This is a genomic window from Pleomorphomonas sp. PLEO (assembly GCF_041320595.1).
Taxonomy (GTDB): domain Bacteria; phylum Pseudomonadota; class Alphaproteobacteria; order Rhizobiales; family Pleomorphomonadaceae; genus Pleomorphomonas.
Genome location: NZ_CP166625.1, coordinates 2,429,906 through 2,446,945, shown reverse-complemented (window position 1 = coordinate 2,446,945; position 17,040 = coordinate 2,429,906). Strand labels below are relative to the sequence as shown.

19 protein-coding genes are annotated in these 17,040 nt (G+C 64.0%); 11 read left to right on the top strand and 8 right to left on the bottom strand.

The genetic code is table 11. The features are described 5' to 3' along the window. Nucleotides 1-52: 52 nt before the first annotated feature. The 3 genes from AB6N07_RS11355 to AB6N07_RS11345 are packed head-to-tail and all read left to right on the top strand — an operon-like array spanning nucleotide 53 to nucleotide 2,081. Nucleotides 53-631, top strand: a complete 579-nt coding sequence (locus AB6N07_RS11355; protein WP_370677915.1) for a sigma-70 family RNA polymerase sigma factor — start codon at nucleotides 53-55, stop codon at nucleotides 629-631. Continuing rightward, nucleotides 628-1,275, top strand: a complete 648-nt coding sequence (locus AB6N07_RS11350) for a ChrR family anti-sigma-E factor (protein WP_370677914.1) — start codon at nucleotides 628-630, stop codon at nucleotides 1,273-1,275. The genes AB6N07_RS11355 and AB6N07_RS11350 overlap by 4 nt, the downstream gene beginning before the upstream one ends. 2 nt (nucleotides 1,276-1,277) lie before the next feature. Continuing rightward, on the top strand, nucleotides 1,278-2,081 hold the full coding sequence (locus AB6N07_RS11345) for a DUF1295 domain-containing protein (RefSeq protein ID WP_370677913.1): 804 nt from the start codon (nucleotides 1,278-1,280) through the stop codon (nucleotides 2,079-2,081). Here AB6N07_RS11345 and AB6N07_RS11340 read toward each other — a convergent pair. Further along, nucleotides 2,051-2,455, bottom strand: coding sequence for a DUF2177 family protein (locus AB6N07_RS11340; protein ID WP_370677912.1), 405 nt, complete (start codon nucleotides 2,453-2,455; stop codon nucleotides 2,051-2,053). The two genes, AB6N07_RS11345 and AB6N07_RS11340, sit on opposite strands and share 31 nt — an antisense overlap. Nucleotides 2,456-2,633: 178 nt before the next feature. On the opposite strand from AB6N07_RS11340, the gene AB6N07_RS11335 reads away from it, so the two are divergent. Beyond that, complete coding sequence (locus tag AB6N07_RS11335) at nucleotides 2,634-2,798, top strand: hypothetical protein (protein ID WP_370677911.1); 165 nt, start codon at nucleotides 2,634-2,636, stop codon at nucleotides 2,796-2,798. An 88-nt stretch (nucleotides 2,799-2,886) separates the two neighbouring features. Here the strand turns inward: AB6N07_RS11335 and AB6N07_RS11330 are convergent, their stop codons facing one another. The 4 genes from AB6N07_RS11330 to AB6N07_RS11315 all read right to left on the bottom strand — a co-directional run bounded on the left by AB6N07_RS11330 (nucleotide 2,887) and on the right by AB6N07_RS11315 (nucleotide 7,426). Next, on the bottom strand, nucleotides 2,887-3,222 hold the full coding sequence (locus tag AB6N07_RS11330; RefSeq protein WP_370677910.1) for a hypothetical protein: 336 nt from the start codon (nucleotides 3,220-3,222) through the stop codon (nucleotides 2,887-2,889). Further along, a complete protein-coding gene (locus tag AB6N07_RS11325) occupies nucleotides 3,222-4,757 on the bottom strand; it encodes a DHA2 family efflux MFS transporter permease subunit (RefSeq protein ID WP_370677909.1) in 1,536 nt (511 codons plus the stop codon). Before AB6N07_RS11325 ends, AB6N07_RS11330 begins: the two co-directional genes overlap by 1 nt. A gap of 78 nt (nucleotides 4,758-4,835) precedes the next feature. Further along, nucleotides 4,836-5,972, bottom strand: a complete 1,137-nt coding sequence (locus AB6N07_RS11320) for an HlyD family efflux transporter periplasmic adaptor subunit (protein WP_370678221.1) — start codon at nucleotides 5,970-5,972, stop codon at nucleotides 4,836-4,838. 5 nt (nucleotides 5,973-5,977) lie between these two features. Further along, nucleotides 5,978-7,426: an efflux transporter outer membrane subunit gene (locus tag AB6N07_RS11315; protein ID WP_370677908.1), complete on the bottom strand. Its 1,449-nt coding sequence runs from the start codon at nucleotides 7,424-7,426 to the stop codon at nucleotides 5,978-5,980. A gap of 99 nt (nucleotides 7,427-7,525) precedes the next feature. On the opposite strand from AB6N07_RS11315, the gene AB6N07_RS11310 reads away from it, so the two are divergent. Both AB6N07_RS11310 and AB6N07_RS11305 read left to right on the top strand, forming a co-directional pair. Then, on the top strand, nucleotides 7,526-8,119 hold the full coding sequence (locus tag AB6N07_RS11310; protein WP_370677907.1) for a TetR/AcrR family transcriptional regulator C-terminal domain-containing protein: 594 nt from the start codon (nucleotides 7,526-7,528) through the stop codon (nucleotides 8,117-8,119). Nucleotides 8,120-8,239: 120 nt separating this feature from the next. After that, nucleotides 8,240-8,722 carry a group III truncated hemoglobin gene (locus AB6N07_RS11305; protein WP_370677906.1) on the top strand — a complete coding sequence of 161 codons (483 nt, stop codon included), beginning with the start codon at nucleotides 8,240-8,242 and terminating at the stop codon, nucleotides 8,720-8,722. A 15-nt stretch (nucleotides 8,723-8,737) separates the two neighbouring features. Here the strand turns inward: AB6N07_RS11305 and queF are convergent, their stop codons facing one another. From queF to AB6N07_RS11290, 3 genes are all read right to left on the bottom strand, one after another. Beyond that, a complete protein-coding gene (queF, locus tag AB6N07_RS11300) occupies nucleotides 8,738-9,199 on the bottom strand; it encodes a preQ(1) synthase (protein ID WP_370678220.1) in 462 nt (153 codons plus the stop codon). Nucleotides 9,200-9,373: 174 nt separating this feature from the next. Then, on the bottom strand, nucleotides 9,374-10,963 hold the full coding sequence (locus tag AB6N07_RS11295) for a diguanylate cyclase (RefSeq protein WP_370677905.1): 1,590 nt from the start codon (nucleotides 10,961-10,963) through the stop codon (nucleotides 9,374-9,376). Between the two features lie 249 nt (nucleotides 10,964-11,212). After that, a complete protein-coding gene (locus AB6N07_RS11290) occupies nucleotides 11,213-12,070 on the bottom strand; it encodes a MurR/RpiR family transcriptional regulator (protein ID WP_370677904.1) in 858 nt (285 codons plus the stop codon). Nucleotides 12,071-12,182: 112 nt separating this feature from the next. On the opposite strand from AB6N07_RS11290, the gene AB6N07_RS11285 reads away from it, so the two are divergent. From AB6N07_RS11285 to AB6N07_RS11265, 5 genes are read left to right on the top strand one after another with little or no spacing between them, the layout of a single operon-like run. Continuing rightward, nucleotides 12,183-12,920 carry a 5-formyltetrahydrofolate cyclo-ligase gene (locus AB6N07_RS11285; RefSeq protein WP_370677903.1) on the top strand — a complete coding sequence of 246 codons (738 nt, stop codon included), beginning with the start codon at nucleotides 12,183-12,185 and terminating at the stop codon, nucleotides 12,918-12,920. Nucleotides 12,921-12,971: 51 nt separating this feature from the next. Next, nucleotides 12,972-13,943, top strand: coding sequence for an ABC transporter substrate-binding protein (locus tag AB6N07_RS11280; RefSeq protein WP_370677902.1), 972 nt, complete (start codon nucleotides 12,972-12,974; stop codon nucleotides 13,941-13,943). Next, nucleotides 13,943-14,713 carry an ABC transporter ATP-binding protein gene (locus tag AB6N07_RS11275; protein WP_370677901.1) on the top strand — a complete coding sequence of 257 codons (771 nt, stop codon included), beginning with the start codon at nucleotides 13,943-13,945 and terminating at the stop codon, nucleotides 14,711-14,713. The genes AB6N07_RS11280 and AB6N07_RS11275 overlap by 1 nt, the downstream gene beginning before the upstream one ends. Beyond that, on the top strand, nucleotides 14,703-16,271 hold the full coding sequence (locus tag AB6N07_RS11270) for an ABC transporter permease (RefSeq protein WP_370677900.1): 1,569 nt from the start codon (nucleotides 14,703-14,705) through the stop codon (nucleotides 16,269-16,271). The genes AB6N07_RS11275 and AB6N07_RS11270 overlap by 11 nt, the downstream gene beginning before the upstream one ends. An 11-nt stretch (nucleotides 16,272-16,282) precedes the next feature. Beyond that, nucleotides 16,283-17,023 (top strand): 5-formyltetrahydrofolate cyclo-ligase, encoded by a 741-nt coding sequence (locus tag AB6N07_RS11265; protein WP_370677899.1) that lies wholly within the window; start codon nucleotides 16,283-16,285, stop codon nucleotides 17,021-17,023. The last annotated feature ends 17 nt before the right edge of the window (nucleotides 17,024-17,040 follow it).

The window sequence follows — 17,040 nt, the reverse complement described above, 5'->3', positions numbered from 1 at the left end:
ACGGGCAAATTCATTTCTTCTCAGGGCAACCGTTGAAACGGCGGTCAGTTCCATGAGACCGGCAGATGCCAAGACGCAGCCGCTCGATGGCGAGGAAGCCGCGCGCCTTGTGGCGGCCATCGCGGAGGCCGGCGACCGGCAGGCCTTTGCCCGGCTATTTTCCCACTACGCGCCGCGCCTCAAGACTTTCCTCAGCCGGCAGGGCTTCGGCGCCAGCGACTGCGACGACCTGATCCAGGACACCATGCTGGCCGTCTGGCGCAAGGCTGGGCAGTTCGACGCCAAATCCGGCGCCGTTTCCACTTGGATCTTCACCATCTCGCGCAATCTCGGCATCGATCGCCGCCGCCGGGTCGCCCGCCGCCTTCGCGACGATGATCTGCCACCCAGCGACGTCGACCCCAGCCCGTCGGCCGAAGGCGAAATCATCACCCGCGAGGACGAAACACGGGTGCGCCGCGCCCTCGACAGACTGCCGACCGAACAGGCGGACGTCATCGCCCTGTCCTTCTTCTCCCAATCGCCGCAGAGCGAAATCGCGTCAGCGCTTGGCATCCCGCTCGGCACCGTCAAGTCGCGCATCCGCCTCGCCATGAATCGCCTGCGCCAAATGCTCGACGAGTCGTCATGATTGCCAGCCGCCACCCAAGCCCCGAACTGCTCGCCCGCTTCGCGGCCGGATCGCTATCACCCAGCGCCGCGCTGGTGGTGGAGAGCCATCTCGCGCTCTGCGACAGCTGCGCCGCCGCTCATCGCGACATGCTGGCCCTTGGTGGGGCGCTCATCGAACGCCTGTCGCCCGCCGAACTCGACGCCCGCCTGTTCGAACGGACGCTGGCTCGGCTCGACGAAAAACGCCCCGCCCCCGCGCCATCGAGGCGGCGACCGGTGCATAATCTCGGTATCGATCTGCCCGCCCCGATCGCCGAGCGAGCAACCTCCGGCTGGCGCTGGATGGGGCCGGGCATGGCCTTCGCCCGCCTCGACGTCCCCGAGGATCGTCGCATCAGCCTGGTTCTGCTGAAGATCGCCGCCGGACAGCGCATACCGACCCATGGTCATTCCGGGGAAGAGTTGACGCTGGTGCTGCGGGGCGCCTTCGCCGACGAGCACGGGCGGGTTGCCGCCGGTGATCTGGCCGAGGAGGACGACGACACTCACCATACGCCGGTGGTGACCGGCGATGAGACCTGCATCTGCCTTGCATCGATCGAGGGGCGGCTGAGGCCGCACGGCCTGATCGCCCGCATGGCAACGGCATTGATAGGACTATAGCCATGCTGATCGGCGCCGGTCTGTCGCTCGTGATCCTGATGGTGGCCATGGCGGCGGCGTCGCTCATCGCCGAACGCACTCGCCGCTCTGGCTTCATCGACGGCATCTGGGCGCTGGCGACCGGCATCGCAGCGCTGGTGATGATCCTTCTTCTGCCGGGTCCTATCGAACGTCCGCTGATCGTTGCCTTGATGATCGCCGTCTGGGCGGTTCGCCTTAGTCGGCATCTCGTCGGCCGCACGCTGGGCGCCGGTGTCGATGACCCGCGCTATGCCGCCCTTCGTCGTCAATGGGGAGAGACCGCGCCACGCCGCCTGTTCCTCTTCCTGCAAATGCAGGCCATAGCCGGTTGGCTGCTGGCGCTGGCGGCCGCTGCCGCCGCCGCGCGCGTTGGCCCACTCGGCTGGCAGGACGCTTGCGCCGCCGCCGTCGTCCTGCTGGCGCTCATTGGCGAGTGGCATTCCGACCGCACCCTCGCCGCCTTCCGGCGCGATCGGCCGGGCGAGGTCTGCGATCGGGGGCTATGGGGCTGGTCGCGCCACCCCAATTATTTCTTCGAGTGGCTGTTCTGGGTGGGCATCGCCGTGATCGGCATCAACGGCCTGCATTGGCAGACCGCCCTCGTTCTCGTCGCACCGATCTCCATCTACTGGCTGCTGGTGCACGTGTCGGGCATTCCGCCGCTCGAACGCCACATGCTGGAAAGCCGGGGCGAGCCGTTCCGCGCTTATCAGGCGCGCGTCTCGCCCTTCTTTCCCTGGCCTCCCAAGATAGGTCAGGACAACCAGCGCGACAGCACCAGATAGCTGATCAGCGCGGCAAGACCGCTGGCCACCGTTCCCCAGGCGAGATCGACGACAGTGATCACCATCGGCCAGGCGCGAACGGTCGCCTGATTGGTGAGGTCGTAGGTCGCGTAGGCGACAAAGCCCAGCGCGGCGCCTGATATCAGTGCCGTCGACCATTTGCCCGACGCGAGCGCCGGCTGGATGGCGAAATAGGCGAGGCCGGCGGCATAGATCAGGTAGAAGATGACCGCCGGCACCGGCTGAAAGGGATCGGCGACGAGGTCACCCATCGCCGGCTTGTAGAGACGTGGCACCATGGTGCCGAGCCAGATGGCGTCGAGGGCGAGAAAGCTGATCAGTCCGGCCGCGTAGATGGCGATGGCGTTGGGCATGACGACCTCCGTTGTCTCATGTCAATACGCGCGAGGACGCCCTTCAGATCAGTGATGCCGCAAAGAAACGTGAGGGAACGATCGGCCCGGTGAACGGTTGTCCCTGGTGGCCGGCAGAGCCGGCCCAGCCCCGGACATCCCTATCGATCCCCATGTCTGGGATCACAAGGAGGCCGTCATGGACGACAACACCAAGGACACCGAACACCCCGAGCAGGACCCGGCCGAAGGTTCGCGCGAGGTCATCGACCGCGAACTGAAGCGCCAGGGCAACAAGACCGGGCGAGAGCCAACAGCCGGTCGCCCCGCCGATCGCCCGACAGGTGGCAGTCCGCAGAAATGAGGAGCCCATCCGCTCGGATGTGAATTGGCCTGGATGCCGCTCTTGGACAGGACCTTATGGCTCGGATTGGTTCAACCCGAGCCAAAAATCAGGCTTTCACATCGCCCGCGGTCATATCTCGCTCGATGCTGTCCAGGCACGCCTTGAGATCGTCGAACTTGGACGACGCGTGGGTTGCCTGGGCGAGCATCTGCCGCACCGTCATCAGCGAGAAGGCCAGGACGTAACGATCTTTATCGGCCAGCTGCAGATGTTCGCGGGAATAGTTCGCCAGCGCCCTGATCTCCGGAGACTGAACCGAGTCGGCCTCGTAGAGCTTGTGCTTGTTCACCAGGAAGCTGGGGCGGGAAATGTCGGTCTGCTCGACCGTCAGGCGAAGCTTGTAGCGGTACTTTCGCTCGCCGGATGCATCGGCCTGCGCCATCAATGGGCTCCACTGGTGTCGATCGGCCCCTTTGGTCGGGGCGCCAGCCACGGAAGCATGGCGGCAAAGACAAATACCACGGTTATCACTGAGAACATATCCAGCGTCGCCAGCAGCACGCTCTGCTGCTCGACGACGCGGGTGAGACTGGCGACGGCGACCTCGGGCGAGCTGCCGCCCGCCACCATGCCGGCAATCACCTGATCGCTGTTGTGCATGGCGCTGACCAGTTCGGTCTGGTTGACGCGCGCCGAGTTGGCCCAGCCGGTTTGCACCAGCGAGGTGGCAAAGGCGCCGGCCAGCGTGCGCATGAAATTGGAAAGGCCGGCGGCGTTGGCCTGTTCCTCCGGACTGACGCTGGCGATGGCGAGGCCGGTCACCGGCACAAAGAACATCACCATGAACGGCCCGGTAAGCAGCGTCGGCCAGGCCATCTGCGTGAACGTCACATCTGAATTGAAGCTCATGCGCCAGGCCGTCATGGCGCCAAGGCCGAGAATGCCAATCGACAGGATGGCGCGCGGATCAAACTTCTCCGTCGCCTTGCCGACGATCGGCGCCGATATGATGGCCAACAGGCCCATGATGCCGGTGGCATAGCCGGCCCAGGTGGCCGTGTAGCCCATATTCTGCTGCAGCCAGAGCGGCAGGATGACGATAGCTGCGAAGAAGGCCCCGAAGCCGCCGGCAAAGGTGACGGCCGCCGCCGTGAAACCGCGATGACGGAAGATCCTGAGGTCGACGATCGGCTGTGCCTCGGTCAGTTCGTAAATCACGAAGGCAATGAAACCGATCACCGCGACGACCGCGAGGATCCTGATTTCGTCGGCGGCGAACCAGTCGTGATTGCGTCCCTCGTCCAGCATGATCTGCAAGGCGCCGACCCACAGGACCAGAAGCGCCAGACCGATCTTGTCGATGGTGGCTTTGCCGGTCGGATCCGCCAGCCCCCTGGTGGTGAAGAAGACGATGATGCCGCCGACGATGGCGATCGGTACCTTCATGAAGAAGATCCACTGCCAGCCGATGCCGTCGCAGATGATACCGCCGAGAATGGGGCCGACGATCGGACCGATCAGCGATGTCATGGCCCAGATGATCGAGGCGATGGTCGCCTGCTTGGGCGGGAAGATGCGCATCAGCAACATCTGCGACAGCGGCATGATCGGTCCGCCGAACAGGCCGAGCAACACGCGCCCGCCGATCAGCATGCCGATGGATTGCGACAGGCCGCAAAGCACCGAGATGGCGGCGAAGGCGAAAAAGCAGGTGAGGAAGACGCGCATGGCGCCGAACCGCCGGCTGAGCCAGCCGGTGAGTGGCACCGTGATCGCCTCGGCCACGGCGTAGGAGGTGATGACCCACGACCCCTGGGACGTGGAGACGCCCAGGGAGCCGGCAATGGTCGGCACCGACACATTTGCGATGGTACTATCCAGCACCACCAGAAAATTGCCGGTACCGATGGCAAGCGCGGCCACCAGCAGGCGAGCGCCTGTCAGTGGCGCGGCGTGTTCCAATGCAGGCGCAGTCATCGTGTCACCTCAAGCAATTCCGGCAAAACCTGGCGATTTTGCTTCGGCAACCGCGGTGGGGAGAGAGCTTAGGCCGGTTCAGTTGGCGATCGCGATGTCAGTGGTCATCGACAGGCCGACCTGCAGCGGATGCGCCTTGAGTTCGGCCGGATCGAGCGCGATGCGGACCGGCAGGCGCTGCACCACCTTGATCCAGTTGCCGGTGGCGTTCTGGGCCGGCACCAAGGAGAAGGCGGCACCGGTTCCACCGGAGAAGCCGATCACCGTGCCGGTGAACGGCACGTCGCTGCCGTAGAGGTCGGAGACCAGCGTCACCTTCTGGCCAGCCTTGACGTGGGCGAGCTGCACTTCCTTGTAGTTGGCGTCGACGTAGGCATCCAGGAGCGGAACCACCACCATCAGCGTCATGCCGGGTTGAACGCGCTGGCCGACCTGCACCTGACGGCGCGAGATGACGCCATCGACAGGTGCCCGCATGACCGTGCGTTCCAGATTGACCTGGGCCTGATCGCGCGTCGACCGGGCGGCGAGCACTTCCGGATTATCGTCGATGCCGGCGCCGGAGATCAGGGCGGCGTTGGCTTCCTTGGCAGCGGCGGTTGCATCGCGGGCGGCGATGGCACCGGCGGCGCCGGCCACTGCGGACGCCATGCTCGCCTCGGTCGTCTTGAGCGCCGTCTCGACGGCGGTGACCTCGTCACCCGACACCGAGCCCTTGTCGGCCAGGGTCTTGCGGCGATCGAGATCGATCTTGGCCTTTTCAAAGTTGGCCTGGGCGGAGGCGAGCTGCGCCGCCGCCTGGGCCCGGTCGGCCTCGCGACCGGCGATCTGAGCGGTATACGCCTTGTCGTTGGCAACCAGCGCGGTCACGCGGCGGATGGCGCTCTGGTAGTTTGCCTCGGCCAGCGCCAGGGCCAACTTGGCGTCGGTGTCATCGAGGCGAACGAGAACGTCGCCCTTCCTCACCATCTCGGTGTCGGCGACGAGCACTTCCGTTACCGGCGCGGCCACCAGCGGCGTGATCGACGCCACGTCGGCGCCCACATAGGCGTTGTCGGTCACCGCGTGCTTGGACGCGTAGAGCGTGTCGTAGGCATAGTAGCCGCCACCACAGGCGGCCACCGCGACGAACAGGCCGAAAAACAGCGGACCGCGCTTCTTGGGGTTGACCGCGGCCTGGGTGACGTGGTCGGCGTCGGCATCGATCTTGCTCATGTCGTTCACGACTGCTTCTCCGTGCTGCGGAACCCGCCGCCGAGGGCGCGAACCATTGCAATGTCGAGGGTAAAGGCACGGGCCTGCAGAGTGGCAGTCGCCCGGCGGGCGGTGATCAGGGCGTCTTCGGCGGTCAGCACTTCCAGATAGGTGGCAAGGCCGCCGTTGTAGCGATCGCTGACAACCCGCCATGCCTTTTCGGCGGCGGCCATCGAACGCTGGGTTTCCGCCAGTTGCCGCGTCAGTTCGCGCTTGCTCACCACGGCGTCGGCCACCTGATGCAGGGCATCGGTCAGCGTCTGGTCGTAGGTAGCAACGGCGATTTCATGTTGCGACACGGCGGAACGCTCGCCGGCACGCAGGCGGCCACCATCGAAGATCGGCAACGAAATGGCCGGCCCGATCGAACCCAGCGTCGAACCGGAGTCGGTCAGCATGTTGAGCCCGAGCGCCTGCTTGCCGATCATCGCCGCCAGATTGACGTTGGGATAGTAGGACGCCTTGGCGGCATCGATGTCCTTGGAAGCGGCTTCGGCGGTGTAGCGGGCGGCCAGGATATCGGGGCGGCGCCCCAGGAATTCGATTGGCAGGCTTGAGGGAACGCCGATGAAGCGGCCGCCCCGCACCTTCGGCCGGGCGATGGACAAGCCACGATCCGGCCCGGCGCCGAGCAGCGCGGCGAGCTGGTTCTTGGCAAGGCCGATTCCCTCATCGATCTCGGCGAGCTGCGCCTCCGACCCGGCTTCCGCCGAGCGCGAACGTTCCAGCGCGCCCTCGTTTTCGAGGCCCTTGCCGTAGCGGTCGCTCATCAGCGACAGGGTCTGTTTGCGCACGCTGATGGCACTGACAGCGGAATCGCGGTCGGCATAGAGCGAGGCGAGTCGTCCATAGACGTCGGCGATGCCGGTCGAAAGGGCAAGACGGGTGGCGGCGGCTTCCGCCTCGGCGGCGGCGGCTTTGCCCTTGGCGGCGGCCAGCGCCGCCCGATTCTTGCCCCAGAAGTCGATTTCCCAATCGAACGACAGAGTGCCTACGCCCGCGTCTTTCCAACCCTTGGGAACAAAGTCCTTACTGATCAGGTAGTTATAAGACTGGCGTTCGCTATCGGCCTTGACCGAGGCACCGACGGTCGGCATCAGCGAGGCCTGGGAGGCGCCAACACCGGCATAGGCCAGCGCCACGCGCGCGGCGGCGATCCGCATATCGGACGCGCCATTGAGGCCTTCGGTGATCAGCGTCGCAAGCTGCGGGTCGCCATAGGCCTGCCACCAGTTCTCCGACGGCCAGGCCGCGTCTTTGGCGGAAGCGAGGCTCTTGTCGGACGCGTAGTCCGACATCGGCTTTGCCGAGGAGATGGCAGCGTTTTCCGGCAGCATGGCGCAACCGCCATAAAGCGCCGACACACAGAGCAGAACGCTGACGGAATAGCCCTTTTGACCCAGCCTCGAACGCATGCTGCACCCTTATAACCGTACGGTACGGTTTAATTATAAAGACCACTTGCGGGCGTCAAGCACGAAACCTACGTTGATGATCACGAATGGGAGAGTGGTATGCGATCGAAAACCGATGAGAAGCGGAACGCCATCATCGCGGCTGCGACGGCTGTTTTCGAAGAAGTCGGCTATCAGCGCGCCAGCATGACGATGATCGCGGCCCGGCTCGGTGGGTCGAAGGCAACGCTCTATGGCTACTTCCACTCCAAGGAGCAGTTGTTCGCCACCGTGGTGATCTCCGCGCTGGAGGAAACCGGCGAAGAACTCCAATCGTCTCTCGCCTCGCGGGGCGACGTCGCGACGGTTCTCGCCCGCTATGGCCGGATCTATCTGGCGCTTGTCACGCGGCCTGAAATCATGGCGATCCAGCGCACCGTGTTGAGCGAAGGCCAGGGCACCACCCTGGGCAAAGAGGTTTACGAACTTGGCCCCAAACGCGGCCTCATCGACCTCACCGAGTTTCTGCAAACGCGAGCCAACGCAGGCGAACTGGACCTCGCCTCGCCGGAGGTGGCCGCCTTTCACTTGAAGGGGCTTTTGGAAGCCGGCGTCACCGAACCGCTTCTTTTTGGCCTCACCGAGACGCGCGACAAGGACGAGTCAGTTAAAACCGCCGTCGCGGCGTTCATGCGGATCTACGGCAAGCCCTGATCGGCGGCGGCTACCGCCGTTTGCCTTGGTGGCGCCGAATGACTACATCTGACAAACCCTAGCATTCAACAGCGCCCGCCGCCCGGCAGCGCGAGACGCCCAGAAGCGCCCAGAACCGCCATGACCGAAACCGACGCGCCGCGACGCGGCATTCCCATGGGATCGATCGACGAGGACAGCATCCACGCGCTGGTCCACGGCTTCTACGGCAAGGTGATGGCCGACCCGGACCTTGTCTCCATTTTCGGTCGCGAGATCGACAAAGACGAGTGGCCTGCACATTTGGAAAAAATGTGCGCTTTCTGGTCTTCGGTGCTGCTGCGCTCCGGCCGTTACGAAGGCCGACCAATGAGGCCGCACCTCCAGATCCGCGACATCGAGGACAAGCACTTCCAGCGCTGGCTGACGCTGTTTGCCGAGACGGCGCGTCAGGTGTTCGACGCGCGCGACGCCGATGGCGTCATCGCCACGGCCGAGCGCATCGGTCACAACTTCCGCCTCGCCCGCGCTCAGAACCGGGGTTTGGACAGCGTCGGCCTTGAGATGATCCGCGCCGAGGCGGACAGCCTGCGGGAGAAAGCGATCTGGAGCCCGCCGCGGTAGACTTTCCAGACCGCGCTAACCACGGCCGCGATAAGTCGCGACGCCCTGATCGGGAAGCCAAAGATCCCTAGGTGGCGCGCCCGTTTGCCAGAAGACGTCGATCGGGATCCCGCCCCTCGGATACCAGTAGCCGCCAATCCTGAGCCAGCGCGGCGCCAGGCGTTCGACCAGCCGGCGCGCAATCATGATGGTGCAGTCTTCATGAAAGGAACCGTGGTTGCGAAACGACGTCAGGAACAGCTTCAGGGACTTGGATTCGACGAGCCACTGATCGGGAACATAATCGATCACCAGGTGAGCAAAATCCGGCTGCCCTGTCACAGGGCAAAGGGAGGTAAACTCCGGCGCGGTAAAACGAGCGAGATAATCGATATCGGGATGAGGATTGGGCACGCGATCAAGGATCGCCTCGTCAGGCGAAAGGGGCGTCGCGGTCGCCGTCCCAAGCTGATGAGCGCCCGTTGCATCACTTGTCATTTCTGAGGTCCCTTGAGCGATTTGGCTGTCAAATCGAGGAAACCGAACGCTAATCGAAAAGGGCTGGAATTCAAAATCTGGCTTCAGGTGTGGCTCCTGGCATCCGCCAACCCAAAGAGCGCTGCCCACGGTTCGACCTCGTGACGCCGAGCGCGTTGCGCCGAAAGCTAGGTCTCAGGCCACGTCCGTCAGAAAGTTGGAGAAAAACTCCAAGTCTTGCCGATCGGCGGGAACCCCTTCCACTCGGTTCCTGCCCTTTTTCTTGGCCAAATACATGCAGCCGTCGGCGCGCGCGAGGGCCGACACCGGACTATCGTCCGGCTTTGCCGTGGCATAGCCAATACTGACGGTGCAGATGCCATGGGGGGAGAAGAGATGCGGAATACCGATCTCTTCAATGGTTTTCCTCAACCCCTCCAAATGTTGCGATACCATCTGCCGATCCGTCTCCACCAGGATCAGGGTGAATTCCTCGCCGCCATACCGCGCCGCGATCTCGCCTGCTCGACAGGCAAATTTCCAGATCGTCGCGCCGATCGCCTGCAAAACATCGTCGCCAGTGCCATGCCCATAATGGTCGTTGAACAGCTTGAACTCGTCGATGTCGATCATGACGACGGTAAAGCCGACGCCTTGGCTCTTCAGCCGATCGAGACTATCTTGCAAGACCTTGTCGAGGGCCCGCCGATTGGCAAGGCCGGTCAGCGCATCGCTGTGAACGGACGCTTCCAAGCTGTCGAGCATCATGTTGACGGATCGCCCGACCAAAGCCAGGTCGGGCAAGAGGGATTTCTGGGTGATCCGGGAGGTCCAGTCGCCGGCGGAGACGCGTTCGGCAACGTGAACGACCTGCCTCAATCCCCGCAGCACCAGCCATTCGAGCAAGCCGAGCACGGCCGAGGCTATGCCGACAGCAACGATTGCGACCAGTATCAGCCGTTCAATCATCGCGTGGGTCGCGGCGGCGCGAATTTTATCGGTTGATATGGCAAAGCCAATTCGGTTGGAAATCCCCGGCAGCAAAGCGGCGCCGAATACATTTCCCCCCGCTCCATAGGTTCCAGGCATGACGAGCCCGGTTCCCAGCTCGGCCAGCCGCTTGGTGGTTATGTCGGAGAGCGAAACGTCGACCCCTGGCATCGCGCCACCGCCGAGCAACTTTCCATCGGCGTCCAAAAGCATGGCATAGGTCAGTGGAAACTCGAACTGATCGAGGACCATTTGGCGCAGGTAAGCCGTGTTGAGCGTGATCAGCAGCACAAGATCGACGTGATTGCCTGTCCGCAGGGCCTGGGCGGACTTCGTATTCACCGTTCCCGTGACGCGGCTTAAGGCAAAATCGCTCCAGACGACGTCCCTCGATGCAAGGGCGGCGGAGAAATAGTCCCTGTCGTCAATTTTGATGCCGATCGCTCTCGGATCCGTGGAGCAGTAAATCTCACCCTCGGGCGAAACCAGCGAAATACGCTCGATCTTTTGCTGAACGGCGAGGAAGCGCGACAGGCTTTCATTGCAAGTCGCCGGAGACATATGCCTGATGCCGTCGTAGAGCGCGATCGTCTCGGATAATCTTTCGACCTCAAGACGCGCCTCGACGAAAGCTTTCTGGCCGCGGGCAAGCGAAACCAGCATGCTCTTGTTGATGGCCTCGATCTGCCCCGCCATGTCGGCACGCGTGCGAACGAGCTCGCTGACCACAAAGGGTACCAAGCCGATAAAAACCGCGGCCAAGATGACGATGCGAATCTGCAGCAGCCTCAACATGGGATTCCGATTGGCGAGTTAGCCAAACAATATATCCCGCGATTTATATACAAATCTCTAATTGTATATCTTGTATATTGCTTTCTACATTTGCCTCTTCGCTCATGAACAGTGCAACAGCATTTTCTAATAAATATAGATCAAAAATAAACAATCGAAATACATCACAATCAATCTAAAGTTGATGCGACCGAATACTCGTCCACTAGGATTGAACAGGGAAGGAAACCTCAGCTGAAAGGCTCTGGTTCAGGGCTCCAGATCGAAATCGCCGAGTTCCTCATGAATGGCGGCAACGATCTCGGCCCGCTGTTCGGCGCCTTGCCCGCCGATCGAGGCAAGCGTCAGACACAGAAGGCGCAGCACGCTCGCCACCGCCGTATGCGACGGCCCCAGCGCGAAGCTCGCGGCATGGCACGGCAGAACCACCTTGGAATGCCGCTGCAATTCCAGCATCGACGAACGATCGGTCACCGTGACGACGTTGAGGCGGCTGGTGGCAGCGTAGGCGAGGATCGGCTTGAGCACCGCCTGATGCGGCGGCAGGGTGACCAGCAGCAGCGCGTCCTTGGGACCGGCCATGGCCAGATCCTCAGCCCATGAACCCTGGTTGATACCGAGGATCATCACCGAGTGCCGGAGGCGGGCGAGCAGCAGGCGGACGTAGCGGGCAAAGCCCTCGTCGATGCCGAGGCCGAGCACCCAGACATGCGGCGCTCGATAGATGAGTTCCGCCGCTTGCCGCACCTTGTCCGAGCGCATCTCCTCGAAGGTCCGGGTCAGGTTGCTGAGTTCCAATTCCAGATGCGTGCTGAGGCTGCGCCCCAGCGCCACCTCGGTCGACTGGGTGACCGACAGCTCGTAGGGCTCGGTGCGGTTGCGCTCCTCGCGCGATTGCAGGCGCACCTCGTTGAAATCGGTGTAGCCGAGATGCTGGAAGAAGCGCGCCGCCGTCGCCTTGGAAACCCCCGCCATCTCGGCGATTTCGGTGGCCGAATAGGCGAGGATGTCGTCGGAACGGTCGAGGATCAGCCGGGCGAGCTTCTGCTCGCCAGCCGTCAGGCGGGCAAAGCGTTCCTGAATACGTAAGACCAGCCTCGATGCCATCCCGATCCGCCTCCGATGTCGCGGCGTACAAAAAAACAATAGCACCCCACTTGCAATGATGAAACTGCTGTTTCATTCTTAGTGAAACAATGAAACTGAGGGGGTACGGCAGGTGCGGCAATCACGCCTCATCCGACAGCGGATCTGGGACCGGCTCAAGGAAGTCGCCGTTCCCGACGCCCGCTTTCACACCGATTTCTCCAGTTTCATTCCCGACTTCGCCGGCTCCGGCGAGGCAACCGAGCGACTGATCGCCCATGCGGCGGCCGCTGGCGACGGCCTCGCCTTCGTCACACCCGACAATTCCATGGCCGCCCTGCGCGTCGCCCTGGCTAAGGCGGGCCGTCCCTTCGTCGTCTCCACCTACAACATCAAGCGCGGCTTTCTGCTGCTCGAAGCCGGCGCGCTGACGCCGGAGCTCGCCTTCGCCGCTGCCTGGCTCGACGGCATCGAGCATTTCGCCCGCCCCATCACGCTGAGGGAAATCTGCGATTTCGAGCGCTTCGCCTTCCTCGCCACCGGCGCCTCGGCGGTTACCACCGACGGGCTGCGCTTCGGCAAGGGCCACGGCTACTTCGATCTCGAATGGGGCATGTTCTCCGACGTCGGCCTCGTCGCCGATACCACGCCAGTGTTCGCGGTCGTCCATGACGTCCAGGTCGTCGACGATCGGCTACCGCCCAGTGCCACCGATATCGCCGTCGATTTCATCGCCACGCCGAGCCGGCTTGTTACCGTGGAGCGCCAGCACCGCCGGCCGCGCGGCATCCGCTGGGAGCTGCTCGCGCCCGACGAAATTGCCGGCAATCCGCCGCTTGCCGAACTGGCGCGCCTCAGAGGCGTTGCCTGATCCCATCCCCTCCGGGGATGCCTGAGACAAAGAAAAACGGGGAACAAAACGATGACACCAGCTTTGAATCGACGCCACTTCCTGGCGCTTACCGGTGCCGCCGCCACGCTGCCGCTCGTCGGTCGCCGCGCCCTCGCCGCCACGCCATTCACCTTCCAGGCCTCCTGGATCAACGACGCCGAATTCACCGGCTATTTCACCGCCCTCGACAAGGGTTACTTTGCCGCCGAGGGCCTTGATCTCAATTATCTGCCGGGAGGTCCCGACGTCATTCCCGAGAGCGCGCTGATCGCAGGCAAGGCCGACCTGACGCTGACCACGCCCGACACCACCATTCAGGCGATCGTCGACCAGGGCGCGCCCTTCAAGATCATCGGCGCCCAATACCAGAAGAACCCGCTCGGCGTCGTATCGCTAGCCAAGAACCCCATCAACAAGCCGGAGGATCTGATCGGCAAGACGCTGGCCGTGCCACCGGTCAACGTCATTTCCGTCGAGGCGATGCTGAAGATCTCCGGCGTCGATCGCAGCAAGGTCAACATCGTTCCCTACGCCTACGACCCGACGCCGCTGATCAAGGGTGAAATCGACGCCTCGGTCGATTTCACCACCAACGTGCCCTACACCATCGAGCAATCGGGCGAGAAGGCGACCTCCTTCCTGCTCTACGATTTTGGCTTCACCATCTTCAACGACACGGTGGTGGTCACCGAGGAGACGCTGAAGACCAAGCGCAAGGAAATCGTCGCCTTCCTGCGCGCCAGCCGCAAGGGCTGGGTCGAGGCGCTGAAAGACCCCGCCGCCTACCCGCCGACCTTCAAGGACAGCTGGTTCAAGGGCACCGGCCGCTCGATCGACAACGAGGTCTATTTCAACACCGCCCAGAAGCCGCTGATCGACAGCCCGGCCGGCATCTTCGCCATGACCGAGGAGGCGATCGCCGCCAACATCAAGGCGCTCGCCGCCGTCGGCATCACCGCCAAGCGCGAGTATTTCGACACCACCCTCGCCCAGGAAATCTGATGGCGGGCTCGTCAGGCATCCATCTCAGCGGGTTGTCGCGCATGTTCACCATGCGCGGCGACACCGTCACCGCGCTGTCCGACGTCAGCCTCGACTGCCCGGTCGGCTCGTTCACGGCGCTGATCGGCCCCTCCGGCTGCGGCAAGTCGACGCTGCTGCGCATCGCGCTCGGCCTCGACGAGCCAGACGCCGGTCACGTCAGCCTGCTCGGCAAGCCGCCCCGGCAGGCGGCCAAGGAAGGGCTGACCGGCATCGCCTTTCAGGACAGCGCGCTGATGCCCTGGCGCTCCGTCGAAGGCAACATCGCCCTGCCCCTCGACGTACTCGGCCGCAAGCGCGCCGCATCGGCTGAAAAGATCGCCCATCTCATCGACCTCGTCGGCCTCAAGGGCTTCGAAGCGTCGCTGCCGGGCGAACTCTCCGGCGGCATGCGCCAGCGCGTCGCCATCGCCCGTGCCTTGGTCACCGATCCCTCCATCCTGTTCCTCGACGAGCCGTTCGGCGCGCTCGACCAGATCCTGCGCCGCCAGATGAACCTCGAACTGCAGCGCATATGGCTCGAAGGACGCGCGACCACGCTACTCGTCACCCACGGCATCGACGAAGCGGTGTTCCTCGCCGATCGCGTCGTGGTCATGCAAAGCAAGCCGGGCCGAATTTCCGAGATCATCGACATCCCCTTCGCCCGCCCGCGCCTGCCCAGCCTGTTCTTCGACCCCGCCTTCCATGCCCTCGAAGACCGGATCGCGGAGGCGCTGCATGGCCGCTGATCGCCGCGCGCGACGCCTCGTCCTCGATCTCGCCATGCTCCTCGTCGTCTGGGAGATCGTCGGCCAATGGAAGCTGGTGGCCGGCGGCGCCCTGCCCGCACCGAGTGCCATCGTCAGTCGCTTCATCGCCGATTTCGCCGACTATCCGCCGCATATCCTGGCAACGCTGGCCGGTGCCAGCGCCGGCTTCGTCATCGGCAACCTGATCGCCGTCGTAGCCGGCGTCGTCTTTTCCCTGTGGCCGCTCACCGCTCGATTGAGCCGAGGCCTCAACATCGCCCTGTTCGCGCTGCCGCCGATCGCCATATCGCCCATCCTGGTGCTGACGCTGTCGGGCATGGCGCCGCGCATCGTGCTCGCCGCCCTCGGCTGCTACTTCGTCACCATGACGGCGACGGTGACCGGCATCGGTCAGACAGACCGCCGCCTCCTCGATCTCGTCTCGGCCTATGGCGGGGGACGGCTCACCACCTTCCGCCTGGTACAGTTGCGCAGCGCCCTGCCGGTGATCGTCGCCGGCCTCAGGATAGCCGCGCCCAACGCCGTGCTCGGCTCGATCCTCGCCGAATTCGGCGGCGGCGGCCGCTATGGCCTCGGCGCCTATCTGATCGGTTCGCTCGGCCGCGCCGACCCTCCCCGCCTCTGGGGCATCGGCCTCTCCGCCACGCTGATCGCCGGCCTCGCCTACGGCCTGTTCGCGCTTCTCACCTGGAAGATCGCCGGCAACGGCGCCGCCGTCACCCTGTCGCCCAACGCGCCCAGCGATGAGCAAAAGCCGGAAACCGTGGGACAGCGGGCGCTGCTAGCCTTGGGATCGCTGGCCCTGCCCTTCCTCGTGTGGTGGCTGGTGCTCACCGCGCTCGGCGTACCCTCGATGATCGCCAAGACGCCGATCGGCCTGTTCGAATATCTGTTCCTGGCGCCCGCATCGCCAACCGCCCAGCATCGGTTGCTCGCCGCCTTCGGCCAGACGTTGCCGCTGACGCTGATCGGACTCACCGCCGGCCTTGGCTTTGCCTTCCTGCTGGCTCTTGCCTCGGTGCTGAAGCCGGCGCTCGTCCGCTCTTTCCTGCCGGTGGCGCTGGTCACCCAGACCATGCCGTTGGTGGCGCTGACGCCGCTGTTGGTGCTGATCCTCGGGCGCGGCCCGTCGGTGATCCTGTGGATCACCGTCTCGGTCACCTTCTTCCCCGCCTTCGTCACGCTGGCCCAGGGGCTGTCCATGGTGCCGCGCACCGCGCTCGACGTGCCCAGGGCCTATGGCGGCGGCCCATGGACGACCCTGCGCCTCGTGGCGCTGCCGGCCTCGTTGCCCTTCCTGTTCGCCGCCACCCGGTTGACCGTTCCGCGCGCCCTGCTCGGGGTGATGATCGCCGAATGGCTCGCCACCGGCACCGGCCTCGGCAACCTCCTCAACCAGTCTCGCGGCTATCTCGACTACGGCATGATCTGGTCGGTCGCCGTGCTGTCGGTGGTGGTGGCCGTCATCTTCTATCAGATCGTTCTGACGATCGAACACCGGACGCTCCGGCGTCTCGGCATGCCATCCGCCGGATGAGGGAGCACACCATGGATATCGTCGCACACAAGGCCGCCATCCGCGAGCGCGTCTGGGCGGAGCTGCGCAAGGTCGCCGTGCCCGACAGCCGCTTCCACTATAATTTCGGCGAGTTCATCGCCGACTTCGAAGGCGGCGAGAAAGCCGTCGACAGGCTGATAGACCATCCCTTCTACAAGGACGCTAACTTCATCTTCATCACGCCGGACAACTGCCTCGACCGGCTGCGCCTCAAGGCGCTGCAGGACGGCAAGACGGTGCTGATCACCACCTATTCGATCAAGCGCGGTTTCTGGATTCTCGACCCCAAGGTCATACCGCCCGACCTCTACCTCTATGCCGCGACGCTAGACGGCATGGAGCGCGTCGGCCGTCCGGTCAGCCTCGCCGACATCGCCCAGATGCCGACGGTCGACTACATGGTCACTGGCACCGGCGCCATCAATCTCGACGGCGTGCGCTTCGGCAAGGGCCACGGCTTCTTCGATGCCGAATGGGGCATGCTCTACACCATCGGCCGCATCACCACGGCAACCCCCTGCGCCGCCGTCGTCCACGACTGCCAGCTCCTATCGGAGAAACTGACGCCCGACGTCTACGACACGGTGGTCGACGCCATCTTCACGCCAACCCAAACGGTGGAAGTACCCGCCCCGCACAAGCCGACCTGCGGCATCCTGTGGGACCGCCTCGATACCGTGATGTTCGACACCATCCCGCCGCTTCAGGAGCTGAAGGCCATGGCGATCTGAGTACGAAAAGAGCCACC